The 24,969-nt window shown below is 73.1% G+C and carries 15 protein-coding genes; 10 read left to right on the forward strand and 5 right to left on the reverse strand.

Annotated elements, in window-relative coordinates; genetic code table 11:
• The 4 genes from E1289_RS21130 to mfd all read right to left on the reverse strand — a co-directional run.
• A partial coding sequence (locus E1289_RS21130) for a transglycosylase domain-containing protein (RefSeq protein WP_165970561.1) occupies positions 1 to 2,445 on the reverse strand: 2,445 nt, incomplete at its 3' end.
• An 82-nt stretch (positions 2,446 to 2,527) separates the two neighbouring features.
• On the reverse strand, positions 2,528 to 3,538 hold the full coding sequence (locus tag E1289_RS21135; protein WP_131982762.1) for a MazG family protein: 1,011 nt from the start codon (positions 3,536 to 3,538) through the stop codon (positions 2,528 to 2,530).
• Between the two features lie 5 nt (positions 3,539 to 3,543).
• The gene (locus tag E1289_RS21140; protein ID WP_131982764.1) at positions 3,544 to 4,200 is read right to left on the reverse strand and encodes a hypothetical protein; all 657 of its coding nucleotides are present in this window, start codon (positions 4,198 to 4,200) and stop codon (positions 3,544 to 3,546) included.
• Positions 4,201 to 4,246: 46 nt separating this feature from the next.
• Positions 4,247 to 7,855 carry a transcription-repair coupling factor gene (gene mfd / locus E1289_RS21145; RefSeq protein WP_131982766.1) on the reverse strand — a complete coding sequence of 1,203 codons (3,609 nt, stop codon included), beginning with the start codon at positions 7,853 to 7,855 and terminating at the stop codon, positions 4,247 to 4,249.
• 262 nt (positions 7,856 to 8,117) lie between these two features.
• Here mfd and E1289_RS39695 point away from each other — a divergent pair, with 262 nt between their 5' ends.
• The 6 genes from E1289_RS39695 to E1289_RS21175 all read left to right on the forward strand — a co-directional run bounded on the left by E1289_RS39695 (position 8,118) and on the right by E1289_RS21175 (position 15,632).
• Positions 8,118 to 8,963, forward strand: a complete 846-nt coding sequence (locus tag E1289_RS39695) for a class I SAM-dependent methyltransferase (RefSeq protein ID WP_243713021.1) — start codon at positions 8,118 to 8,120, stop codon at positions 8,961 to 8,963.
• A 118-nt stretch (positions 8,964 to 9,081) separates the two neighbouring features.
• On the forward strand, positions 9,082 to 10,656 hold the full coding sequence (gene cysC / locus E1289_RS21155; RefSeq protein WP_131982768.1) for an adenylyl-sulfate kinase: 1,575 nt from the start codon (positions 9,082 to 9,084) through the stop codon (positions 10,654 to 10,656).
• Between the two features lie 157 nt (positions 10,657 to 10,813).
• Positions 10,814 to 11,782, forward strand: a complete 969-nt coding sequence (locus E1289_RS21160) for a sulfite exporter TauE/SafE family protein (protein ID WP_131982770.1) — start codon at positions 10,814 to 10,816, stop codon at positions 11,780 to 11,782.
• A complete protein-coding gene (locus tag E1289_RS21165) occupies positions 11,760 to 12,566 on the forward strand; it encodes a WecB/TagA/CpsF family glycosyltransferase (RefSeq protein ID WP_131982772.1) in 807 nt (268 codons plus the stop codon). Before E1289_RS21160 ends, E1289_RS21165 begins: the two co-directional genes overlap by 23 nt.
• A gap of 106 nt (positions 12,567 to 12,672) precedes the next feature.
• Positions 12,673 to 13,944: a hypothetical protein gene (locus E1289_RS21170; RefSeq protein WP_131982774.1), complete on the forward strand. Its 1,272-nt coding sequence runs from the start codon at positions 12,673 to 12,675 to the stop codon at positions 13,942 to 13,944.
• A 77-nt stretch (positions 13,945 to 14,021) separates the two neighbouring features.
• On the forward strand, positions 14,022 to 15,632 hold the full coding sequence (locus E1289_RS21175; protein ID WP_131982776.1) for a DNRLRE domain-containing protein: 1,611 nt from the start codon (positions 14,022 to 14,024) through the stop codon (positions 15,630 to 15,632).
• Between the two features lie 109 nt (positions 15,633 to 15,741).
• On the opposite strand, the gene E1289_RS39700 is transcribed toward E1289_RS21175, so the two are convergent.
• Positions 15,742 to 19,476, reverse strand: a complete 3,735-nt coding sequence (locus E1289_RS39700) for a PKD domain-containing protein (protein ID WP_165970562.1) — start codon at positions 19,474 to 19,476, stop codon at positions 15,742 to 15,744.
• A gap of 424 nt (positions 19,477 to 19,900) precedes the next feature.
• Between E1289_RS39700 and E1289_RS21185 the strand changes: the two genes are divergently transcribed.
• The 4 genes from E1289_RS21185 to E1289_RS21200 are packed head-to-tail and all read left to right on the forward strand — an operon-like array spanning position 19,901 to position 24,908.
• Complete coding sequence (locus E1289_RS21185) at positions 19,901 to 21,289, forward strand: hypothetical protein (RefSeq protein ID WP_131982792.1); 1,389 nt, start codon at positions 19,901 to 19,903, stop codon at positions 21,287 to 21,289.
• Positions 21,286 to 22,524 (forward strand): hypothetical protein, encoded by a 1,239-nt coding sequence (locus tag E1289_RS21190; protein WP_131982778.1) that lies wholly within the window; start codon positions 21,286 to 21,288, stop codon positions 22,522 to 22,524. The genes E1289_RS21185 and E1289_RS21190 overlap by 4 nt, the downstream gene beginning before the upstream one ends.
• Positions 22,521 to 23,426 (forward strand): sulfotransferase domain-containing protein, encoded by a 906-nt coding sequence (locus tag E1289_RS21195; RefSeq protein WP_131982780.1) that lies wholly within the window; start codon positions 22,521 to 22,523, stop codon positions 23,424 to 23,426. Before E1289_RS21190 ends, E1289_RS21195 begins: the two co-directional genes overlap by 4 nt.
• Positions 23,427 to 23,432: 6 nt before the next feature.
• Positions 23,433 to 24,908 carry a hypothetical protein gene (locus E1289_RS21200; RefSeq protein ID WP_131982782.1) on the forward strand — a complete coding sequence of 492 codons (1,476 nt, stop codon included), beginning with the start codon at positions 23,433 to 23,435 and terminating at the stop codon, positions 24,906 to 24,908.
• Positions 24,909 to 24,969 lie beyond the last annotated feature (61 nt).

Below are 24,969 nucleotides of genomic sequence, written 5' to 3' on the forward strand. Positions count from 1 at the left end.
GTTCGTCGGCAGCGGCGTGCCGGGCGGCCGGGTCGGGGGGCGCCGCGGGCCGTCCTCGTCCGCACCGCCTCGTCCGGGGCCGCTGCTGACGCGCAGCGTGATCGTCGTCCCGGGTTCCACCGAGCCGGGACCGGGCGACATCTCGGCCACGGTCCCCCGCTCGTACCGGCGGGACCTGACGCGCTCGCCGACGCGGGTGGTGAAGCCGGCGGCGCGGAGCTTGCCGAGGGCCTCGTCGAGGCTCATGCCGCGCACGTCGGGCACCTGGACGCGGTCCTCGCCCGAGCCCCGGCTGAAGTAGGAGGACGGCGGCCGGTGGAACGGGCTCGCGTCCGTGCCCCGCAGCGCACCGAGCATGCTCCGCTGCCAGATCGGGGCGGGGATCGTCGCCCCGAACACCGAGCCGTAGCACCGGCCGTCCAGGCACAGGCTCGTCATCGGGTGCTTGTAGCCGCCGCGCGGGTCGCCGACCCACACGGCCGCGGCGAGGTCCGGGGTGTAGCCGGCGAACCAGGCCGCGGAGAAGTTGTCGACGGTGCCGGTCTTGCCGGCGGCGTCGCGGCCGAGCCCCATGCCGCGCGCCGTGCCCTTGGTCAGGACGCCGCTCAGGATGTGGTTGACGGCGTCCGCGACGTCCCGGTCGAGCACCTGCTCGCAGTCGCGCGGCGGGACCTTCAGCTTCTTGCCGGACGCATCGGTGATCGCCTTGATGGCGATCGGCTCGCAGTACTCGCCGCGGGCGCCGAAGGCCGCGTAGGCCGCCGCGAGGCGCAGCGGCGAGACGGCGTTGAACCCGAGCGTGAACGACGGGAACTGCTCCAGCGGCTTACCGTTCGCCTGCCGCATCCCGAGCCGCTCGGCCATCTTGACGGTGTCGCACAGGCCGACCTCCTTCTGCAGGGCCAGGAAGTAGGTGTTCACGGAGTGGTGGGTGCCCGTGACGAGGCTGAAGCTCCGGCCGCCCTCGCCGTCGGCGGCGTTGCCCAGCGACGCCGTCGGGTCGCCGACGTTCTCGCCGTCGCAGTTGCGGAAGCCGACCGGCGTGTACTTCTCCGGCGCCATCAGCCGGGTGCCGAACGGCATGCCCTCGTCCAGGGCGGCGGCCAGGGTGAACGCCTTGAACGTGGACCCGGCCTGCATGCCGATGCTGGAGCCGTGGCTGGCGTCGGCGGCGAAGTTGATCCAGGTCTTGCCGCGCTCCTCGTCAGGGCCGAGCTCGCGGCCGACGACCAGGGCCTTGATCTCACCGGTGCCCGGTTCCACCATCGCCTCGGCGGCGGCCTTGTGCGCGGAGTTCTTGGCGGGGACGTAGGCGAGCACGGCCTTCCGCGCGGCCTTCTGGGCCCTGCGGTCCATGGTGGTGCGGATGGTGAGCCCGCCCCGCTTGAGCAGTTCCTCCCGCTCCTTCACGGTCTCCCCGAAGACCTTGTTGGCGAGGATCTCGCGCTGCACGTAGTCGCAGAAGAACGGCGCCTCGCTGGCCACGCAGCCGCTGCGGGTGTGCTGGATGTCCAGCTTGACGGGCTGCTTCTTGGTCGCCTCCGCCTCCGCGAAGTCGATCATGCCGAGTTCGGCCATCCGGTTCAGCACGACGTTGCGGCGCTCCAGGGCCGCGCGGGCGTGCTGGGTCGGGTCGTAGGCGTAGGGGTAGCGGATGACGCCCGCGAGCAGCGTCGCCTCGGCGAGGTTCAGCTCGGAGGCATGCTTGGAGAAGTAGTGCCGGGACGCGGCCTCGACGCCGTAGGCGCCGTCGCCGTAGTAGGCGATGTTGAGGTAGCGGCGCAGGATCTCGTCCTTGGGGAACCGCTTCTCGATCGCGACCGCGTACCGCAGCTCGCGGATCTTGCGCGCCGCGGAGATCTCCTTCGCCGCCGCGCGCTCCTCGTTGGAGTCGGCCTGGGTGAGCAGCAGGTTCTTCACGTACTGCTGCGTGATGCCGGAGCCGCCCTGCGTCACCTCGCCGCTGCTCACGTTGCTGGCGAGCGCCCGCAGGGTGCCCTGCACGTCGATGGCGCCGTGCTCGTAGAAGCGGCTGTCCTCGATGGCCAGCACGGCCTTGCGCAGCACCGGCGCGATCTTCTCCAGCGGGACGTCCACCCGGTTCTGGTAGAAGAACGTGGCGATGGTGCGGCCGTTCGCGGCCAGCACCCGGGACCGCTGCGGGACGCCGGCGGTCGAGAGCCCCTCGGGTTCGGTGAGGAACCAGTCCGCGGTGTCGCGGGCGCCGATGCCCGCGGTGCACGCGGTTGGTAGCAGCATGAGGGCGACGAGGAAACCGGCGACACCGCCCAGCGCGCCGAGCCCGCGGACCGCGCGGGCCTTCTCCGCGCGGGTCGTGGACCCGCTGAGGAACCTGCGGGGGCGCCCCGGGCCGTGCGCTCGCCGCGGATCGCCGGAAACGTCGTCTCCCGCGTCCGGATCGTCACCTTCTGTCCCAGCCAGCACGCGCTTAGCGTAAACGTGCGCCCCCGGCCGGGCCACCCCATCCCCGATGTCCCGGTTCATAGCGCCGTGACCGTGCGGCAGATCAGGCGTGCGGCGCTCGGCGCTCCCAGGATCGGACACGATCCCGAAATACCCGGGAAACCGCCCGCAATTCGGACTCCGGATCGACGCCCCGCTCCGTCGCCTCCCGGACCAGCTCGAAGAGCCGTACGCCCAGCTCGCCGCCCGCCGCGGCGGCATCGGCCGGAAGATCGGCCGGAAGATCGGCCGGGAGATCGTCCGCGAGCTCGGCCGGGGCCTTCAGCCGCCCGGCGCGGCGCTGGAGCTGCGCGGCCAGCGACAGCGCGGGCTGCCCCATCGGCACGCCGTCGAGCGCCGACGCCTCCGCACCGCCCTTCTCCGCCCGCTCGGCCGCCTTGATCTGCTCCCAGTTGGCGTTGACCTCGTCGGCACCGGAGACCGTCACGTCCCCGAACACGTGCGGATGGCGGCGGACGAGCTTGTCGACGATCGCGCCCGCCACGTCGTCGATGGTGAACTCCGTCCCGTCGGCGCGCTCGGCGGCCACCACCGAGTGGAACGCGACCTGCATCAGCACGTCGCCCAGTTCCTCGCGCAGCGCGCCGTAGTCGCCGGACTCGACGGTGTCGAGGACCTCGTACGCCTCCTCCAGCAGGTACGGGACGAGGGTCGCGTGCGTCTGCTTGCGGTCCCACGGGCATTCGCGGCGCAGCGTGTCCATCACCGAGACGAGGTCGAGCAGCCGCGCACCGGGCAGGTCGTAGGAGCCGTGCAGCACCTCGACGTCGACGGGGTCGTGCACGACCAGGGTGCCGATCTCCCGCAGCAGCGGCTCGTCGCCCTCGGGCGCGGCCACCCACAGGACGTCCCCGCCCCGCGCGTCCGCGACCAGCCGGGACGCGTCGGGCTCCGCCACCACCTCGGGGGCGACGCCCGCGTCGCGCAGGGACGGCAGCAGCGGGTGCCCGTCCCGCAGCCGGACGGACGACGCCGACCGCAGCGCGTCCCAGGCGCGGCAGGTCAGCAGTCCCGGCGCCACCCGGTGGGTGGTCGCCAGCAGTGTCAGGCCCATGCGCGTCAGATACCCGAGTCGGGCCTGGACAGGCGCTGCTCGGCCGGGTTGATCTCGAACTTGCCCGGGTCGTAGCTCCCGTAGCGGGGGTTGACCTCGATCTTCATCTCGTCCGCGGTGCGCCGGAACAGGTCGTTCCACTGCTGCCCGGCCCGCTGCGTCGCGGGGTTCATCTGATTGGTGAAGTCCGCCCCGAACCGCTCCATCACCGCGGCCTGCGTGGCGACGAGGCGCGCCAGGTCGCGGGTGCGGTCGCAGGGCAGCCCGCTCGCCAGCGTGATCGACTCGGCCCCGCCCTGCCGGTTCAGGCTCTCGACCGCCCGGTCGACCTGGCCGCCGGTGATCTCGACCCCGGCCTCGCCGGCCACCTCGCGGGCGACCCGGAAGTTGATCAGCAGGGTGAGCGCGCCCCGCACGTCGGACTCGGAGTCGGCGCCGAGCTGCTGAGCCGGGTTCCCCGGATTCGCGCGCATCTCGTTGGCGACCGGGTCCGCCCGGAACTGCTCGCGCCAGTCGCGGACGTCCTGGCTGAGCTCGGTGACGGTGATGCGGTCGTCGCCGACGAGGGCGGCGGTGCCCGCCTTCGGCGTGCCGCCGCAGCCGGCCAGCGCGCCGGCCGCCAGCACGGCGGCCACCGCGACCTTCACGGACTTACCGAACACGGAAAATTCCCATCTGATCGGTCGGGCTCGGGAGACGCGCCCGACACTACCGCGCGGCGGTGGCTGATGCGGTCTCCAGGAACAGGGCCTCGACCAGGTCCGTCGCCCAGCGCAGCAGCTCCTGGTCGCGCAGCGGCCGGCCGCCGATCGGCGCGGTCTTCGGCGCGGGCACCAGCAGGGTGTCGGTCGTGGCCTTGAGGATGCTCTTCGGGTACAGCCGCTGCAGCCTGACCTGCTTGGAGTCGGGCAGTCGCGCGGGCGAGAACTTGACGAAGTTGCCCTGGACGGTCACGTCCGCGAGCCCCGCCCGGCGCGCCTTCGCCCGGAACCGCGCCACCTCCAGGAGGTTCAGCACCGGCACGGGCAGCGGCCCGAACCGGTCCTTCAGCTCGTCGTGCACGGCGCCGATCTCATCCTCGGACGTGATCGCGGCGATGCGGCGGTAGGCGTCCAGCCGGAGCCGCTCCCCCGGCACGTACTCGTGCGGCAGGTGCGCGTCGACGGGCAGCTCGACCTTCGTCTCGACGGCCTCGGGCTCCCTGCCGCCCTCCTTCAGGTCCTGGACGGCCTCCCCGACCATCCGGACGTACAGGTCGAACCCGACGCCCGCGACGTGGCCGGACTGCTCGGCGCCCAGGATGTTGCCCGCGCCGCGGATCTCCAGGTCCTTCATCGCGACGTACATGCCGGCGCCGATCTCGGTGTGCTGCGCCAGCGTCGACAGCCGCTCGTGCGCGGTCTCGGTCAGCGGCTGCTCCGGCTGGTACAGGAAGTAGGCGTACGCCCGCTCCCGGCCGCGCCCGACGCGCCCGCGCAGCTGGTGGAGCTGCGACAGCCCGTACATGTCGGCGCGGTCGACGATCAGCGTGTTCGCGTTCGGCACGTCCAGCCCGGACTCCACGATCGTCGTGGCGACCAGGACGTCGTAGTTCTTCTCCCAGAAGTCGACCATGACCTTCTCGAGCTCGTGCTCGTTCATCTGGCCGTGCGCGATGCCGATGCGCGCCTCCGGGACGAGGTTCGCCAGGTTCGCCGCGACCTTGTTGATCGAGCGGACCCGGTTGTGCACGAAGAACACCTGGCCCTCGCGCAGCATCTCGCGGCGGATCGCGGCGGCGATCTGCTTCTCCTCGTACGGGCCGACGAACGTCAGCACGGGGTGCCGCTCCTCCGGCGGAGTCAGGATCGTCGACATCTCCCGGATGCCGGTCAGGCCCATCTCCAGCGTCCGCGGGATCGGCGTCGCCGACATCGCGAGCACGTCCACCTGCGTCCGCAGCCGCTTCAGCTCCTCCTTGTGCTCGACGCCGAAGCGCTGCTCCTCGTCGATGACCACCAGGCCGAGGTTCTTGAACCGGGTCTGCGCCGACAGGATGCGGTGGGTGCCGACGACCACGTCCACGGTGCCGTCCGACAGCCCGCGCAGCGTCTCCTCGATCTCCCCGTCGGACTGGAACCGGCTGATCGGCTTCACCGTGACCGGGAACGCCGCGAACCGCTCGCTGAACGTCGACATGTGCTGCTGCACCAGCAGCGTCGTCGGCACCAGCACCGCGACCTGCCTGCCGTCCTGGACGGCCTTGAACGCCGCGCGCACCGCGATCTCGGTCTTGCCGTAGCCGACGTCGCCGCAGATCAGCCGGTCCATCGGCACGGGCCGCTCCATGTCGGCCTTCACCTCGTCGATGGCGGCGAGCTGGTCGGGCGTCTCCACGTAGGGGAACGCGTCCTCCAGCTCCCGCTGCCACGGAGTGTCGGGGGCGAACGGGTGCCCGGGGCTCGCCATCCGCGCCGAGTACAGCCGGATCAGCTCCCCGGCGATCTGCTTGACGGCCTTGCGGGCGCGGGACTTGGCCTTCTGCCAGTCGGCGCCGCCGAGCCGGTGCAGGCTCGGCGCCTCCCCGCCGACGTACCGGGTCAGCTCCTCCAGCTGGTCGGTCGGGACGAACAGCCTGTCGCTCTTGGCGTACTCCAGGATCAGGTACTCGCGGGTGGCGCCCTGCACGGTCCGGCTGACCATCTCCACGTACCGGCCGACGCCGTGCTGCTCGTGGACGACGTAGTCGCCGGGCTTGAGCCGCAGCGGGTCGATGCCGCCGCGCCGCCGCGACGGCATCCGCCGCGCGTCCTTGGTCGAGGACTTCTGCCCGGACAGGTCGGTCTCGGTCAGCACCGCCAGCCCGGCCGACTCCCAGACGAACCCGTTCTCCAGCAGCCCGGTCGCCACGGACACCAGGGACGGCTCGGGCGGCGCGGCGAGGTCGGTGAGCCGCGCGCCGAGGCCCTCCTCCCCGAGGAGCTGGACGAGCCGCTCGGCGGGCCCGTGGCCGGCGGTGACCATCACGACGCGCCAGCCGCCGTCGATCCAGCCCTTGACGTCGCCGACGACGCGCGTGGTGTCGCCCCGGTACGCCTCGGCCGGCCGCACCCCGAGGTTCAGCGCATCCGCTGCCTCTTCCAGGGCTGCCTCTTCCAGGGGGGACGACCCCGCCGGCCCCCCGGTGCCCGCTTCGCCGCGCATTCCGGGGTTGAGCGCCGTCACGCTCCAGCGGGGCAGGCCCAGTTCCGTGCTGTGCGCCCGGACGTCCTCCAGCGAGCGGAACGCGGCGGCGCCGAGGTCGATCGGCGCCTCTCCCCCCGCGGCCGCGTTGACCCAGCTCGCCTCCAGGAACTCCTGGCTCGTCCGGACCAGCTCCGCCGCGCGGGTGCGGATCCGCTCGGGCTCGCACACCAGCAGCGCCGACCCGTCCGGCAGGAGGTCGGTCAGCAGCTCCATGTCGTCGGCGAGCACGGGCGAGAACGCCTCCATGCCCTCGACGGCGTCGCCGTCGGCGATCCGGCCGAGGATCTCGGCGAGCGCCGGGTGCTCCTCGGCCAGCGCCCTCGCCCGCTCCCGCACCTGCCCGGTCAGCGGCAGCTCCCGGCACGGCGGTGCCCAGAGCCCGTCCTGGGCCACTTCGAGGGAGCGCTGGTCGGCGGCTTTGAAGTAGCGGATCTCCTCGACCGTGTCGCCCCAGAACTCGACCCGCAGCGGGTGCTCCTCGGTGGGCGGGAACACGTCCAGGATGCCGCCGCGCACCGCGATCTCGCCGCGCTTCTCCACCAGGTCGACGCGGTGGTACCCGGCGTCCACCAGGCTCCGGACGGCCTCGTCCATGTCGGCGTCCGCGCCGGACACCAGCCGAACCGGCTCCAGGTCGGCCAGCCCCGACACGATCGGCTGGAGCACCGCGCGGACCGGCGTCACGACGACGTCCAGGGCACCGCCCTTGCCGCCGGCGGTCCCGGCCGCGTCCAGGTGGGCGGCGTTCGGGTGGACGAGGCGCCGCAGCACCGCGAGCCGCTGCCCGACGGTGTCGGAACGCGGCGACAGCTTCTCGTGCGGCAGCGTCTCCCACGCCGGGAAGTGCGCCACCCGGTCCGGGTCGAGCAGGCTCGACAGCGCCGCGGTCAGGTCCTCCGCCTCCCGGCCGGTCGCGGTCACCGCGAGCACCGCGCCGCCGCCGTCCGCACGGAGCCGGCGGCTCAGGGCGGCGGCCAGGATCGGCCAGAGCGAGGGGGGCGCGACGACCTCGGTGTCCACGCGCGCCCGGTCGAGGGCGCGCCGCAGACCGGGGTCGGTGCTCGCAAGGTCAACAAGTCCAGAAAGCGTCATTTTCGCCCGCAACTTAGCAATTCACCCCGAGGCAGGGCAGCCCGAAAACCCGGAAATCCCGCGGACCCCGGCACGGCTACCAGACTACGCGCCCGCGGGGGCCGCCGTTCCGGCAACGGCACGGCTCCCACACGCGACCTGGGACGCGACCGGGGACGTGACCGGGAACGCGACCGGGGAAGACGACGCAGCGCGACACGACCGTCACCAAGAACGGGCAAATAGCGGACGGACCGCGATCGTGCGATTACGCTGCGAAGTTGTGACCGATCTGCGTACGCCGCCGGTAAGTGATGGCGACCTCTTCTCCGAACGCGCTCGCCAGTACGCCCTGGAGAGGCCCCTGGAGCGGATCCACGTCCTGGAGGCGGGCTGCGGCTGGGGGACGGGTCTCGACCTGGGCGACCGCGCACACCGCCTGACGGGGGTCGACATGGAGTCCCCCGAACTGCGCGCCTACACCTGCGAGCGCCCCGACCTGGACGCCTGGCACCTCGGCGACCTGCGCACCGTGCCGCTGCCGCCGCGCTCCTACGACATCGTCCACGCCTCGTACCTCATCGAGCGCGTCCCGCACGCCGAACTGGTGCTCGACAGGTTCGTCGCCGCGCTGAAGCCCGGCGGGCTGCTGCTCATCCACATGCGCGACCGCAACACCGCCTACGGGTTCCTCGACCGGGCGCTGCCGAGGTGGATGCACCCCTCCGGCCGCCGCCGGAAGCGCGTCCGGCCGGGCCGGGGGGCGCGCGGCGCCCACGCCCGCGTCCCCGCCCAGGGCGGCGAGGGCACACCCGGCACCGACACCCGCGCCGAGCCCGCGACCCGGCGGCCGCCCCGGCCGGTGGTCCGGACGGGCCCGCCCCCGGCGACCTACGACCGGATCGCGTCCCGCGCGGGCATCCAGTGGTACTGCGTGATGCGGGGGCTGGTGATCTCCGAGGAGTACACCTCCCGGCAGGCCATCGACGCGCTCGGGGCCGGAACCGGCCCCGCCGAGCTGCTCTGCCGCCTCGTGTCGGCGGTCAGCCGGGGACGCCTCACCGCGGACCACAGCGAGGTCACCTTCGTGATCCGCAAGCCCGAGAACCGCTTCGCCCGCGTCATCTGAGCGGGGCCCGCACGCGGGCCGGAGGTGCGTCCACCCCGGCGGCACAGTATTTTTCCTGCGGAAACTCCATGCACACGGAACCAGCCCGGCCGCGCGCCGGGCGGGATCGGAGATCGCGGTGACCGCCGACGCCGGCCTTCCCGACACGCTGCGCGACCTGCCGACCTGGACCCCGGACGCGGTGGAGCTCGCCGACCTGGAGCTGATCCTGGCCGGCGTGTACCGCCCGCTGACCGGGTTCCTCGGCTCGTACGACACCGCCATGGTGATCGCCGGAGGCCGGCTGGCCGACGGCACCCCGTGGCCGGTCCCGGTCACCCTGTCGGTGCCGGAGGAGCTGACCGGGCACGAGCGGATCGTCCTGCAGGACCCGGAGGGCGTGCCGCTCGCGGTGCTGCGGGTCACCGAGGCGTGGCAGGACCCGACGACCCGCGACCGGCGCCTCGCCGGACCGCTGGAGGCCCTCCGCGCCCCCGCGCACGGCCCCTTCCACAGCCTGCGCCGCCGCCCGGACGAACTCGCCCCCCACGAGGGCGACGTGCTCGCAGAATCCCCCGAGGGGGGACGACCCCCCACACCCCCCGGCAACGTGCTCCCAGAATCTCCCGAGGGGGGACGACCCCCCACACCCCCCGCCAACGTGCTCGGGGTGGCGACCGGCGAGCCCCTGCACCGCAAGCAGCTCGGCCAGCTCCGGCAGGTCGCCGAGCGGCTCGGCGCCAAGGTCCTCGTACTGCCGATGCTGGGCGGTGAGCACGACGAGTCCCTCGTCCGCGCCCTGCTGGCCGTCCGCCGGGAACTTCCGGACGGCACCCAGATCATCCCCGTTCCACTGCCGGCGCGCGGCGAGCTGAAGGACCGCGAAGTCCTGCTGCACTCGCACATCGCGGCCGCGTACGGCGCGACCCACCTGCTCGCCGACCACGAGGTCGAGGGCACCGCGGTCCCCGTCGTCGTGCCCGAGCCGTGGGCCTACGACGCCGACGTGGAGGTCTGGCGGCCGGTCGCGCGGATCGAGCCCGACCACGTCCAGGCGGAGCTCACGCCCGAGCGCCTCGGGGAGCTGCTGGACGCGGGCGAGCCCATCCCCGACTGGTTCACCCCGCCCGCCGTCGCCGCCGAGCTGGCGCTCGCGCGGCCCCCGAAGCTGTCCCGCGGCATCACGGTGTTCTTCACCGGCCTGTCCGGCTCCGGGAAGTCCACGGTCGCGCGCGGGCTGGCCGACGCCCTGGTCGAGCGCGGCGGCCGGACGGTGACGCTCCTGGACGGCGACGTCGTGCGGCGGATGCTGTCGGCCGGCCTGACGTTCTCCCGCGCCGACCGGGACCTCAACATCCGGCGGATCGGGTTCGTCGCCGCCGAGATCACCCGGCACGGCGGCACCGCCATCTGCGCGCCGATCGCGCCGTACGCGGCGACCCGCGCGGAGGTGCGCCGGATGGTGTCCGCCGTGGGCGACTTCATCCTCGTGCACGTCGCCACGCCGCTGGAGGAGTGCGAGCGCCGCGACCGCAAGGGCCTGTACGCCAAGGCGCGGGCGGGACTCATCCCGGAGTTCACCGGCATCTCCGACCCCTACGAGGAGCCGGACGACGCCGACCTGACCCTCGACACGTCCCGGATGGCGCCGGACGAGGCGGTCGGCAAGGTCCTCGACCTGCTGGTCGAGGGCGGCTGGGTACGGCCCGCGTAGCGCCCCGGTGGGGCCTCCCCCGGCCCCACCGGTGGAGGCCCCACCAGGCGTAACCCGTCCAACACGTCCCGTTTGTACCTCGCCACCCGGGTTACGACACGGAAGTCAGGTGCCCTATCGTGGACGCAATTCCCTACAAACCTGGTAGGTCATGCCAATGGACTTCGATTGGACAATGGCGCTCGGCTCGTTCCTCGTCGCCATCATCGTCGGGCTGACCGGCATGGGCGGCGGCGCCCTCATGACGCCGATGCTCGTGACGTTCTTCGGGGTCAGCCCGATGGCCGCCGTGTCCAGCGACCTCGTCGCCGCCGCCGTGATGAAGCCCGTCGGCAGCGCCGTCCACTACCGCCAGGGCACGATCAACATGCGGCTCGTCGGCTGGCTCTGCGCCGGCTCGGTCCCCGCCGCGTTCTCCGGCGTCCTGCTCGCGCGGGCGCTCGGCCACGGCGGCCGGGTCGAGGACGTCATCAGCGTCGCGATGGGCGTCGCGCTGATGATCGCGGCGGGCGGGCTCGTCCTGCGCGCCTACCTGTCGCACCGGCGGCGGTCCGGCACACCGGAGAACGAGGGGAAGGCGCCCGAGATCCGGGTCCGCCCCGTGCCGACCGTGCTGGTGGGACTCGTCGGCGGGCTCGTGGTCGGCATCACCTCGGTCGGCTCCGGCTCCCTCATCATCGTCGCGCTGCTCGCCCTCTACCCGGCGCTCAAGGCCAACCAGCTCGTCGGCACCGACCTCCTCCAGGCCGTCCCGCTGGTGTTCGCGGCCGCCATCGGCCACCTGCTCTTCGGCGACTTCCGGATGGAGGTCACCGCCGCCCTGCTCGTCGGCTCCATCCCCGGCGTCTACCTCGGCTCGAAGGTCTCCTCGCGCGCCCCGAGCACGCTCATCCGCCGCTTCCTGGTCCTGGTCCTGGTCGCGTCGTCGCTGAAGATGTTCGGCATGGAGCCCGCCCCCCTCGGGTGGACGCTCCTCGGCCTCCTCACCGCGGCGGCGGCCGGCTGGCTCGTGCTGCGCCTTCGCAGGGCCCGCGGGAGGGATACGCTGCCCTCTCGGGCCGAATCCCCCGTCGGCGCGGGCAGTCCAGGAGGGCAGGGCACGAGTGGACCAACGATGGCCGCATGACCGATGGCCGCACGACACCGTCGACGTCCTGGGCGTGCGGGTCAGCCGCATCGACGTCGCGCAGCTCCGGTCGTTCGTCGCGGCGGCCGTCAAGGAGCGGACGAAGCTGACGATCACCTTCGCCAACCCGGACTACGTCCGCAAGGCGCAGCGGGACCACGCGCTGCGCGACCTGATGAACGGCTTCGACCTCAACCTCCCCGACGGCTGGGGCGTCGTGCTGGCCGCGCGGATCTTCGGACGGCCCGTCCCCGGGCGGATGGCGAACGACGACCTCACCGACGACCTGTTCGGGCAGCCCGCCGAGGAGGGCTGGCGGGTGTTCCTGTTCGGCAACGCCCCGGGCGTCGCCGAGCAGGCCGCCGAGAACGTCCGGAAGTGGTATCCCGGCCTGGCCGTCGCGGGCACCCTGCACGGCCACTGGGCCGACGAGCACGGCCGGCTGCCCGCGGAGACCGCCGAGCGGCTCGTCGCCGAGATCAACGACGCGTCCCCCGACGTCCTCCACGTCGGCCTCGGGACGCCCCTCCAGCAGCGGTTCGTGACCGAGTACCGCGACCGCCTCACCGCGCCGGTCATCCTCACGTGCGGCGCGTACTTCGAGCATCTCGCCGAGCGCCGCGACTACTACCCGGCGTGGGTCCTGAGGCTGCGAATCGGCTTCCTGTACCGGCTGGCCCGCGAACCGCGCCGCCTCTGGCGCCGATACACCATCGAACTGGGCTCCTACCTGGCCCGGGTCGCTCTCCACCGCGTCCGCCACGGCAAGAACCCGGCGGCGTGAGCCGTCTCCATCGCGCGACGCTTTGCCCCTAACCGCTGCCCGAGAATCCCCCATGTGGTAGGACAAGATGCCATCACCGACCCCGGCCGCACTCCGGAGTACCCCCATGCGCCCCTTCATCGCTTGTCTCACGGCCACCTCTCTCGCGGCGTTCGCCGTGCCGGCAGTGGCGAGCGCGGCCTCGGCCGACATCGCACAGTCCAAGGTGGTCTCCGACAACCCGGTGAACAACACCCCCCACGTCCTGGACGGCACCGTCCGGACGATCGCCGTCACCGGCAGCCTCGTCGTCGTCGGCGGAAACTTCACGGAGGTCCGTGAGGCGGGCAGCGGCAAGCCGACGCTGAAGCGGAACAACCTGTTCGCCTACGACATGGGCACGGGCAAGATCAGCACGACGTTCGTCCCCAAGGTCGACGGCACCGTCCACGCGCTCCAGGCCGGGACGGGCGGCTGGGTCTACATGGCCGGGACGTTCAAGAACGTCAACGGCAGGAAGACGGGCACCGTCGCCTCGATCCGGGCGACCACGAACCAGGTGCACACCGGGTTCAAGCCCAACGTCAACTACCGCGTCACCACGATGGTGCGCCGCGGCCTCCGGCTCTACATCGGCGGCTCGTTCACCCAGGCCGGCGGCAAGGCCCGCACCGCCCTCGCGCGGCTCGACGCGCTGACCGGCGCCGCCGACACGGGCTTCAACTTCACCATCACCAAGCCGCGGTCCGGCACCCTCAAGGTCTACCGCCTCGCCGTCGACCCCGCCGACAGCCGGATGGTGATCAACGGGACCTTCACCCAGGTCAACGGGCAGTCCCGGCACCAGATCGCCATGATCAACACGGGCTCGGGCGCCGCGAAGCTGTCGACCTGGTCCACCGGGCGGTACGCCACCCCCTGCAACCTCGCCGCGTTCGACACCTACATGCGCGGCATGGACTTCTCCCCCGACGGCAAGTACTTCGTGGTCGTCACCACCGGCGGCCCCTACGGCACCAGCCAGCTGTGCGACAGCGCCGCCCGCTGGGAGGCCGGCCGCACCGGCTCCGGCCAGGACCCCACCTGGGTCAACTGGACCGGCGGCGACACGCTGCTGTCCACCACGGTCACCGGCGCCGCCGTCTACGTCGGCGGGCACCAGCGCTGGCTGGACAACCCGTACGGGCGCGACCACGCCGGCCCCGGCGCGGTGTCGCGTCCCGGCATCGGCGCGATCAACCCGCAGACCGGCAAGGCGCTCGCGTGGAACCCGACGCGGACGCTCGGCCACGGCGTCGAGGCGCTCGTCGCCCACCCCAAGGGCCTCCTCGTCGGCAGCGACACCGACCAGCTCGGCCGCGAGTACCACGGCCGCATCGGGATGTTCCCCTTGGGCTGAGCCCGGTGGGTCCCCTGTGAGATAAAGGGACGACGTGAGATAAAGGGGCGACGACCAGCCGTTGGAAGGGGCTGCCCGTGCACCAACGCGACCCGTTCCGCGGCGGTCACCACCGGCCCGACGCGCGCCGCTCGCAGCCCGTGCCGCCGGCACCGCGGCGCGGGCGGCGGCGCGGTCCGCGCCCCTCCTTCTACTACACCTCCGCGGGCACCCTCCTGGTCGTCGGCGGCTCGGTCGCCGCGATCGCGCTGAGCGGCCCCGCGCCCGGCCGCGACGCCCGGACGGCGTCCGCCACCGCCGAGTCCGTCGTGCCCGCGGCGGCCGACACCTACGTGGTACGCGAGATGCCCGGCCGGGGGTTCGGCGACGCGGGGAAGATCACCGCCTCGGTCTGGCCCGAATGGCACACCGAGGCGTACGTGGCGTTCGACGTGCCGCGCGGCACGTCCCGCATCACCGGGGCCCGGGTCGAGCTGACCTTCGACCGCCCGGAGAACCGGCCCGAGGTGGTCGAACTGCGCTCGGTGACCGGCCCCTGGAGCGAGACCGGTACGTCCTGGAGCAACCGGCCCGGCACGGGCGGCGTCGTCGCGACCGCCACCGCCCGCGACGACAGGATCTCCTTCGACGTCGGTTCCGTCGTGGACCGTCCCGGCCGCTACGCGTTCGCCGTCACCAACCGGAACGAGTCGTCGGCGGCGTCGGTGCACTCGCGGGAGGCCGGTGCCGGCGGGCCCCGCCTCGTGCTGACCACCCGTCCCGGGCGGGCCGCGTCCCCGAGCCCGTCCGCCACCGGGACGCCCGACGCGTCGGGCACCGCCCTGCCGCGGCCCGGCCCCGAGCCGACCTGGCGGGCGCCGCGGCCGAGCACGTCCGCCGGGCCCGCGAAGCGACCCGGTGACGGCAGGACGCTCTGCGGCGTCTCCCTCAACCTCAAGCCGGGCGAGACGTTCCAGGAGGCCCTCGGCCGCCTGGACGGAAGGTACGGCGGGCTGGAGACCGTCCGGCTGTTCTACCGCGGCGTCCCCCCGGCGTGGCCCGGCAACCCCGACATCGGCGAGCGCCCGCCGATCATCTCGTTCAAGCTCGCGCCCGAGGACGTCCTCGCGGGCAAGCACGACGCGGCCATGACCCGCTGGTTCACCACCGCGCCCCGCGACCGCGACGTCTACTGGGTCTACTACCACGAGCCCGAGGACAACATCGCCAAGGGCGAGTTCACCGCGGCCGACTACCGCGCCGCCTGGCGCCATCTGCGGGGCCTCGCCGACAAGGCCGGCAACCAGCGGCTGCACGCCACGCTCGTCCTCATGAGCTGGAGCCTCGAACCGGAGTCCAAGCGCAATTGGCGCGACTACTACCCGGGCCGCGATGTCATCCAGGTCCTCGGGTGGGACACCTACAACCTCGGCTGGAAGAAGGGGCGCTACGACTCCCCGGCCATCATGTACGACCGCGCCGTGACGCTCAGCGAGCAGGAGAGGCTGCCCTTCGGCGTCGCGGAGACCGGCAGCTACCTCGTCGGCGACGACAAGGGCGAGAAGCGCGCCGCCTGGCTCCGCGACACCAACGCCTACCTGAAGAAGCACGGCGCGCTCTGGGTCTCCTACTTCGACCTCGACTGGGAGACGGGCGACTTCCGCCTCCTGGACGACCCGAGCCGCAAGGCATGGCAGGACTTCTGCTGAGCCCTGCCCCCGCTGAGCCCTGCCCCCGCTGAGCCGGTACCACCGCCGAGCAAGCGAACGCGCCCCCGCCGGAAGGTTCCGGCGGGGGCGCGTTCGCGTTCGGGCCGCGTTATGCGCGGGCGAGGACGATCGTCCACATGGCGGCGCGGCTGGCCGCGTTGGTCGTCGCGGTCTTGTCCCCGTAGTCGCCGCCACCGACCGCTTCGCCGCTGTCGACGATGAGGCTGGTGATGCGGCCGCCGCCGGACCCGATGCCGGTCCCGCGGGTGGTGACACCGGCCGGTGCCGTCCAGGCGGTCGTGCTGGACGACTTGTCGCCCCAGTACGTCACCGCCCACGCACCGGCCCCGCCGACCGAGGCGTCGGGGCTGGTGTGCTGGGTGACCGCGCTGGAGTCGCTGCCCTTGCCGACCGCCGCGACCGGGTCGGAGGTGCTGGTACCCGCATAGGCCAGCAGCCGGATGTCGGCCTTGGTGTAGCCGCTCAGCCCGATGTTGACCTGCTGGCCCGCGTCACCCGCCTGCGCGACCCGCTTCCACAGGACGGACGTCGCGCTGCCGACCTCCTGGCTGTCGACCTCCGTCCAGCCCGCGGGCGGCGTCGTCACCTCGTGCTCGGCGCTGTTGAACGTCAGCACCATGATCAGGCCGTCGCCGGGCTGGACCGACGCCGGGATCTGCGCGTAGGCGGTGCTGACGTTGGCGTTGCCGCCCGTGCCGCCGCGGTAGGAGATGCCCGCGGCCTGGGCGGACGCCACCACGACCTGCTCGGTCGTGGTGGCCTCGCCGCCGCGGTCGTCGGTCACCGTGAGCCGCACCGGGTACGTGCCGGGCTCGTCGTAGGTGTGCTGCGGCGTCGCGCCCGTGCCCGCCTGACCGTCGCCGAACTCCCACGCGTAGGACTCGACGTCACCGTCCGGGTCGGTCGAGGCGGTCCCGTCGAACCCGCACTCCAGGGCGTCGCAGTCGCTGGCGAAGGCGGCCGTCGGCTCCTGGTTGCCCGCCCCGCCGGCACCCCGGGCGAGGACGATCGTCCACATGGCGGCGCGGCTGGCCGCGTCGGTCGTCGCGGTCTTGCCCCCGTAGCCGCCGGTGGCGACGGCGCCGCCGCTGTCGGCGATCAGGGCGCTGATCCTCCCGCCGCCCGAGCCGACGCCCGTGCCGCGGGTCGTCACACCGGCCGGAGCCGTCCACGAGGTGGTGCTGGACGACTTGTCGCCCCAGTACGTCACCGCCCACGAGCCGCCCGCCGCGACCTCCGCGTTCGGGCTGCTGTGCTCGGTGACGGCCGTGGGGTCGCTGCCCTTGGCGACCGCCGCGATCGGGTCGGAGGTGTCGGTGCCGTCGTAGGCCAGCAGCCGGATGTCGGCCTTGGTGTAGCCGCTCAGCCCGATGTTGACCTGCTGGCCCGCGTCCCCTTCCTGGGCGACCCGCTTCCACAGGACGGACGTCGAACTGCCGACCTCCTGGCTGTCGACCTGCGTCCAGCCTGCGGGCGGCGTCGTCATCGAGTGGTCGCCGCTGTTGTAGGTCAGGATCAGGATCATGCCGTCGCCGGGCTGGACCGACGCGGGGATCTGGGCGTATGCGGTGCTGACGTTGGCGTTGCCACCGACGCCGTCCCGGAAGGCGATGTCGGTCTGGTTCGGCGAGACCGTGATCTCCTGGGACCTGGTGCCCTCGCCGCCGCGGTCGTCGGTCACCGTGAGCTGCACGGTGTAGGTGCCGGGCTCGTCGTAGGCGTGCTGCGGCGTCGCGCCCGTGCCGGTCTCCCCGTCGCCGAAGTCCCACTCGTACGACTCGATCGAGCCGTCGGGGTCGGCCGAGGCGGACGCGTCGAACCCGCACTCCAGGGCGTCGCAGTTGCTGGTGAAGGTGGCGTTCGGCTTCTGGTTGGGCGTTCCGGCGAACAGGAACACCGCCCGGCCGCGCCAGTCGGCGGCGCTCACCTCGGTGGAGGCCCCGGACGGGACCCCGGCCTCGGAGAACGCGACGCGGTAGAGCCTGCCGTTGCCGTTGTTGACGTAGTACAGGTGCTCGCCGTCGACGAACATCCCGCCGACGCTGCTCCAGCTCATGCCGGGCAGGTCGGTGACGGCGGTGGACTCCTGGGCGCCGACGACGTTGCTCTCGGGCGTGAACGTCCGGTAGTACAGCGCGGACTGCCCACGGGTGTAGTAGATCCGGCCGTGCGAGAAGAACATCCCGGTGATGTCGTCGACCTGCTGGTGCCAGGCGGACATGTTGACGAGCTGGTCGGCGGTGTCGATCGCGGTGGGCGCGCCGAGCGTCGTCCCGTCGAAGGAGCGCCGGTTGAACGAGCCGTCCGAACCGCCGTGGAACAGCTCATTGTTGATCATGAAGGCGCCGCGGGCGGACCGCCAGTCGACGCCGCCGGTGGCGTCGGCGACCTCGTTCCCCGCGGTGGTGCCGTCGAACGAGCGGTGCTTGAGGTAGTTCTGCGCGCCGAGGCCGATGCCTCCCGCGGAGTAGACGTTCCCGGGCAGCTCACCGGTGTGGTTCGGCGGGACGGCCTGGCCGCCGGCGAGCGGGAACAGCGCGAGCTTGGGGTGCCACTCGCCGCCGACGTTGTCGGTGTCGCTGCCGATGTACAGGCCCTCGGCGGTGGCGAGCATGTCGAAGACGCCGACGCCCTTGTCGCGGCCGGGGTTCCAGGAGAACGGCAGGCCGCTGGCCGGGTCGAGCGCGGCGATGCCCTCGCGGGCGACGGCGCCCTCACCGGGCCGGTCGGCGGCGAAGGGGTTGTTGGCCCAGCGGAAGTGGCCGCCGACGTAGACGGCGGTGTCGGTGATCTCGACGGCGTAGCTCGTGTCGCCGCCGGTGTAGTTCACCCAGGTGGGCTGCTGACCGCCGCCCGTCGCGGCGCTCTCCCAGCGGGCGTGGGTGTCGCAGAGCCTGGGCGGGCTGCGGTAGGCGCCGGTGGTGGTCACGACGAAGAACGTGCCGTCGGGCGAGAAGTCGACGTCGCGCATGTAGGTGTCGAACGACTGCGAGCACTGGTCGGCGTAGCGGGTGGTGTCCCAGTTGGCGAGCTGGGCGCTCGCACCGCTGAGGTCGATCATGACGATCTGCCGCCGGGTCGCGCCGTTGACCGAGCTGAAGTTGCCGATGCCGACGAGCTTGGAGCCGTCGGGGGTGACGTCCATCTTGTAGACCTGGGTGACGCCGTCGCCGGTCTGGGTTCCGGCGAAGTCCAGGTCGAGGAAGTCGTCGCGGGCGCCGGTCTGCGGGTTCAGGGCGGCGAGGGCGGGCCGGGCCGCGCCGCCGACCGTGCTGAAGGTGCCGGCGGCGTACAGCCGGCCGCCGGCGAGCCGCAGGTCGCGCACCCTGGCGTCGAACTGCGGGTTGAACGAGGTGATCGGCGCGCCGGTCTGCGCGTTGAGCCGCGCGAGCACGAAGTGGCGGACGCCGTTGATCTCGCTGAAGCTGCCGCCGACGTAGAGGGACTGCCCGTCGGGGGCGGCGAGCAGCGCGCTGGCCTCGCCCTTGTTGAGGCTGGGCGCGAAGTTCGGGTCGATCGCGCCGGTCGCGGCGTCGAAGGCGAACAGCCGGTTGCGGGTCAGCGTCGGCTTGCCGCCCCCGGGCTCCTTGACCTGGGTGAAGGAACCGCCCACGTAGATCTTGCCGCCGATCTTGATGATCGACTTGACGTCGCCGTCCAGGACCTGCGGAGTGTGGTCCGCCGGGTCGTCGCCGACCACGCGCCCGTGGTCGAGCATCGAGCCCCTGTCGTCGGCGTGCGCCGGGGCGGTGACGAGGCCCGTCAGCGTCCCCAGCGCCAGGACGGCCCCCGCGGCGATGGTCCCCCACCTGCGTCTGCCCATCGACCCCTCCGTGCTTTGTAGAAGCAAACCAGCCGTATCGTGCGCGTAAAGGTGACCGGCGCCGGGCAAGCGTAACCAGTGTCCAAGTGCCGCCACCGATCGGATCATTAACTTTTGGGTTTCAACCATCGGACGGCGGTGTGTCCCGGCCCCGCGGCGCTCGTGCCCGCGGATCCGCGGGCACGTCCACCGCGTCCCGCGGGGTACGCTGCGCACCTCGGAAGGACGCTCGGCCCGCCGCGGCGGAGGACCGGCCAGCATGGCCGCATGTGGCCAGCGCCCGGTGTCGTCCCAGGCAGACGGCCGGGCGTCCACCAACGATGCGCGTCCTTCCAGGGACGCGGGCGGCGCGTCCGGTGACCGGGCGGCGCGGTCCGCGCGACCCGCCGGTGCGTCCAGGGGAACGGAGCGGTGATTGACCGGGATGCGAGGGATCGCGGGGAACACGCCCCTCGCGACGCCGCGGCTGCTGCCGTGGCGCCTGCAACCGGGCTGGCCGCTCAGCGTCGCCTTCCTCGCCTTCCCGCTGTGGTGGATCCTCGGCCTCGCCAACGTGGTCCTGCTGGTCATGACGGTGCCGATGGCGCTGACGCTGTGGCGGCGGCGCGGCACGCTCGTCGCCCCCAGCGGGTTCGGCGTCTGGCTGTTCTTCCTGGTCTGGGTCCTGCTGGGCGTACTGGTGCTGTGGGCGGACGCCCCCTACGCCGAACCCGGCGGCGGCTTCAGCCGGCTGCTGGTCTACGGCTGGCGGCTCGCCTGGTACGCCTCGTTCACCGTCGTCCTGCTGTACATCGGGAACCTCAGCGAGCGCGAGCTGCCGTCCGGCCGGATCGGCAGGCTGCTCGGCCTCATGTTCGTCGTGACGACCGTGGGCGGCCTGATCGGCTCGTTCTTCCCCTCGCTCCAGCTCACCTCGCCGGTCGAGATGATGCTGCCGCGGGGGCTGGCGGAGAACTCGTTCGTCCGCGACATCGTCCATCCGAAGGTCGCCGACATCGAGTCGATCCTCGGGTTCGAGCAGTCCCGGCCGATGGCGCCGTTCGCCTACGCCAACACCTGGGGCGCCGCCTACGCGTTCTTCCTCCCGTACTTCCTGCTGACCTGGGTCCTGCGGGCCGGGACGCGCCGCCGCGTGTTCGCGTTCGTCGTGCTGGCCGCGTCCCTGTGGCCGGTCGTCTACTCGCTGAACCGGGGCCTGTGGGCGGCGCTCGGCGTGATGGGGCTGTTCGGGGTCGTCAAGCTCCTCCAGGTCGGCGGGCCCCGGGTGATCGCCTGGACGGCGGGGATGGCGGCCGTCGGCGCGATCGTCGTGGCGCTGTCGCCGCTGCCCGGACTCGTCCAGGACCGGCTGGAGAACCCGCACAGCAACAACCGCCGCACGCTGCTCGCCGAGGAGACGACCCGCAGCGCCCTCACCGGGTCCCCGCTGATCGGCTTCGGCTCCACCCGCAACGTGCAGGGCGACCTCGGCCAGGTGGCGGGCGGCGCGCAGATCGGCTGCAAGGCGTGCGAGTCGCCGCCGCTCGGCACGCAGGGGCACCTGTGGCTGCTGATCTTCGCCAACGGGCTGATCGGGACGATCGCGTTCTGCGCGTTCTTCGCGCTCCGGTTCTTCCGGCACTGGCGCGACCGCGGCGCCTACTCGCTCGCGGGCTGCGCGGTGCTGATCGCCTGCGGGCTTTTCATGATCACGTACGACATGGTGGAGGTACCGCTGTACACGGTGATGATCGCGGTCGCGCTGATGTGGCGGGCCCGCCGGGACGCCCGCGGCGGAACCGCCCCCCGCGCCGCCGCCGGGGCGCCGCGATGAGCGGCGACGACGTGCGCCGCGCCTGGATCGAGGCCGTCGAGGACCTGTGGCCGGACGCGAGCGTCGAGTCCGCCGGCCCCGGCGCGGCGGCCGGCGCCCGCCGGGAGCTGGCGTTCCTGCCGGACGCCCGCCGGCCGCGGCTGCTGGTGCCGGCCGGGCTGCCGCGGGCCGCGGCGGCCGCGCTGCGCCGCTACAGCCACGACCTCGGCCCGAAGCAGCGCGCCGCGCGCGGGGTCACCGCGGCGGCCGTCCGCACCGGGATTCCGGAGCGCGGGCTGAAGGACCGCCTGCTGGTGACCGGCGGCGGCGCGTCCATCGAGGACCGGCTGGCCGAACTGCTCGGCCGCCCGGTCGTGGTCAGCATCGGCCTCGGCAGCGCCCGCGCCAACCGCAAGCCGATCCTGCACGTCCTGTCCCCGCACGGCGAGCCGGTCGCGTTCGTCAAGGTGGGCGACACCGGCACGGCCCGCGACCTGCTCGCGGGCGAGGCCGACGCCCTCGCGTACCTGAACGCGCGGCTGCCCGCCCCCGCCGGCGAGCACGGGGACCGCCGGGCCCGGCTGCACGTCCCGCGGCTGCTGCACCACGGGACGTGGCACCGGCTGGACCTGCTCGTCCTCGAACCCCTGCCGACCGGCGCGCTCGGCTGGCGCCCGCGCGGCCGGGCCCCGCTGGACGAGATGCGGACGCTGTTCGAGGTCGGCGGCGTCGAGCGGGCCGCGCTGCGCGACAGCGGCTTCTGGGACGCGATGACCGCGAGCCCCGCGCGGGTCCTGGACGGCGGGCAGCGCGACCGGTTCGGCGACGTCATCGAGCACACCGGAAAGGCGTACGGGGACCTGGCCCTCGACTTCGGCGCCTGGCACGGCGACTGGACGCCCTGGAACATGGCCTGGCACCGCGGCGTGCTGCGCCTGTGGGACTGGGAGCGGTTCGCCCGCGGCGTCCCGAACGGGTTCGACCTGCTGCACTACCGGCTGCAGGAGGCGATGCGCACCGCGTCCGGGCCGCCCTACGCGACCTGGCCGGACACCGCGGCCGCGACGCTGGAGCCCCTCGGGCCGACCGGCGCCGCCGCGCAGGCCACCGTCCGCCTGTACCTGCTGGAACTGTGCCGCCGCTACCTGCTGGCCGCGCAGGAGCCGATCGGCGGGCCGCTGCGCGCCGACGCCGAACGGCTACTGGAACTGCTGCGCTCCCACCCGCCGCGAACCGACTCCGGGAGGACCCCTTGATCTCGCGCCGTGACGCCCCGCAGTGGGTCAAGGAGGCCGGCCGCGCGGCCACCCGCGCCGGCGGGCGGCTGACCTCGGGCGCCCGCATGCTGCCGGACTTCCTGCTGGTCGGGACGCAGCGCGGCGGCACCACGTCGCTGTTCCGGGCGCTGGCGGCGCACCCGGCGACCGTCCAGCCGAACTTCCACAAGGGAGTGCACTACTTCGACGTCAACTACCCGCGCGGCCTGGCCTGGTACCGGGGGCACTTCCCGATCCGCCCGCTCGCCGAACGCCGCGTCGCCTCGGCGGGCCTGGCGGGCGGGGAAGCGGGCGGGGCGGCCCCGCTGGCGTTCGAGTCCGCCGGCTACTACATGCACCACCCGCTGGCACCGGAGCGGATCGCCCGCGACCTGCCCGGCGTGAAGCTGATCGCGCTGCTGCGCGACCCGGTGGTGCGCGCCTACTCGGCGCACAAGCACGAGCTGGCCCGCGGATTCGAGACCGAGCCGTTCGAGCGGGCGCTGGACCTGGAGCCGGAGCGGCTCGCCGGCGAGGTCGACAGGATCAAGGCCGACCCGGCGTACGTCAGCCACAGCCACCGGCACCACTCGTACGTGGACCGCGGCCAGTACGCCGACCAGATCGAGCGGCTGTTCGAGCTGTTCGGGCGGGAACGGGTGCTGGTCGTGTACGCCGAGGACTTCTTCTCCGAGCCCGAGCCCTGCTACGACTCGATCCTGGACTTCCTCGGCCTGCCGCGGTGGCGGCCCGCCGCGTTCGAGCGGCACAACGCCCGGCCCGGGTCCCCGCTGCCGGACCACCTGCACCGCCGCCTCGCCGACCACTACGCCCCCTACGACGACAAGCTCGCCGCGCTCCTCGGCGCCGAGCCGGCGTGGCGGCGGACGGGCACCCGGTAGGACGGCATGAACAAGCGCACCCTCGGCCCGTCCAGCGTGCAGGCGGAACCGCCGACCGCGCCGGACTCGATCCCCGTCACCCGGTTCGCGGGCGCCGTCCGGCGGCATCTCACCGCGCTGGTGATCGCGGTGCTGGTCGGCGGGGCCCTCGGCGCCGCCAAGGTCGCGCTGACCCCCGCGACCTACACCGCGCGGATCTCCGTGCTGGCACCGCCGGTCGCGCTCCACCCCGGCATCGACATCGGCTCGGCGCTCGACTTCAACCTGCGGGACCCCCGCGAGACCACGATGGACACCGAGGCCCAGCTCGTCTGGTCGGAGAAGGTGCTGGCCGAGCTCGCGCGGCATCCCGGCTTCGCCGTCCCCCACGACGAGCTCCGCGAACGCGTCGACCTGACGGTGCCGACCGGTACGCACGTCCTGACGATCGGGGTGCGGGCCGGGTCGCCGGCGGACGCGCGGCGGGGCGCTGAGGTCGTCGCCGACGCCTACCTGACGCTGCGCAGGCAGATCCTCGGCCAGCTCCAGCAGCGCAACCGCGAGGCGCTGGAGGAGAACCTCGTCCTGCTCAAGACGCAGCTGCGGGCGCTGCCGGGCGACGAGGACGAGCTGCGCCGGATCACCACCCGCACCCGCCGCCAGGCGATCGTGAAGCAGATCCGCGACGTGGAGCGGCAGATCGCCGGGCTGAAGAGCAAGGAGGAGCAGCCCGGCGAGGTGCTGCGGGCCGCCGGGCTGCCCGAGCGGCGCGACGACCCCGAGCGCGACATCGCGGGTGCCAGCGGCGTCGGGCTCGGGCTGCTGGTCTGGGTCGGGTACGTCCTGGTGCGCGAGATGCGGCCGCGCCGCATCCGCCGGCCCGCCGACGTCCGGCTGCACAGCCGGCTGCCGATCATGGTGGAGGCACCGACGCTGGGCGGCGGGCACCGCGAGGTCTGCCGCCGCCTGCGCAACCTGGTGTTCGACGCCGAGGCCACCACCGTGCTCGTCGTCGGCGTCCCCGCCGCCGCGGGCACCGGGCTGGCCTACGAGCTGGCCGAGCTGTGCACCGAGGGCGGCTCGGCGACGACCGTGCTGCGCATCGCCGCCGACGGGGAGGAGCCCGCCGACCCGCCGCGCGCCCCCCGCGCCCGCCGCGGGTTCACCGTCCGCCTGGTGCGCAGCGACGACGACCGGCAGCTGACCCGGGCGGTCGAGCGGGCCGGCCGCGAGTCGCGCATCGTGATCATCAACACTCCCGACATCAACGGCGCCGACACCATCGCCGCGGCCGCCGCCAGTGACCTGACCCTGGTCGTGGCGCAGCGCGGCCGGGCCCTGGACCGCGAGGTGGCGAGCGGTGTGCTGGCCCTCGACCAGTCCGCCAACCCCCCGCGTGGCATCGTGCTGACCGCACCCGCCCTCGGCGGACCCGCACCCCCGGCCACGAAGCGCACCGCCGACCGGACCCCACCCAGAGCCACCGCTCCCGGACGAGGTTGAGATGAACGGAACCGTCCGCGTGCAACGCGCGGTTAAAGTCGTGGTGAACATTCCGCCAGTC

The sequence above is a fragment of the Actinomadura sp. 6K520 genome (assembly GCF_004349245.1).
Lineage (GTDB): Bacteria > Actinomycetota > Actinomycetes > Streptosporangiales > Streptosporangiaceae > Spirillospora.

Bases quoted from the DNA above. Each gene is read 5' to 3' on its own strand.
- E1289_RS21135 (WP_131982762.1), bottom strand. From the start codon at position 3,538: ATGGGCCTGACACTGCTGGCGACCACCCACCGGGTGGCGCCGGGACTG.
- mfd (WP_131982766.1), bottom strand. From the start codon at position 7,855: ATGACGCTTTCTGGACTTGTTGACCTTGCGAGCACCGACCCCGGTCTG.
- E1289_RS21160 (WP_131982770.1), top strand. From the start codon at position 10,814: ATGGACTTCGATTGGACAATGGCGCTCGGCTCGTTCCTCGTCGCCATC.
- E1289_RS21170 (WP_131982774.1), top strand. From the start codon at position 12,673: ATGCGCCCCTTCATCGCTTGTCTCACGGCCACCTCTCTCGCGGCGTTC.
- E1289_RS39700 (WP_165970562.1), bottom strand. From the start codon at position 19,476: ATGGGCAGACGCAGGTGGGGGACCATCGCCGCGGGGGCCGTCCTGGCG.
- E1289_RS21185 (WP_131982792.1), top strand. From the start codon at position 19,901: ATGCGAGGGATCGCGGGGAACACGCCCCTCGCGACGCCGCGGCTGCTG.
- E1289_RS21190 (WP_131982778.1), top strand. From the start codon at position 21,286: ATGAGCGGCGACGACGTGCGCCGCGCCTGGATCGAGGCCGTCGAGGAC.
- E1289_RS21200 (WP_131982782.1), top strand. From the start codon at position 23,433: ATGAACAAGCGCACCCTCGGCCCGTCCAGCGTGCAGGCGGAACCGCCG.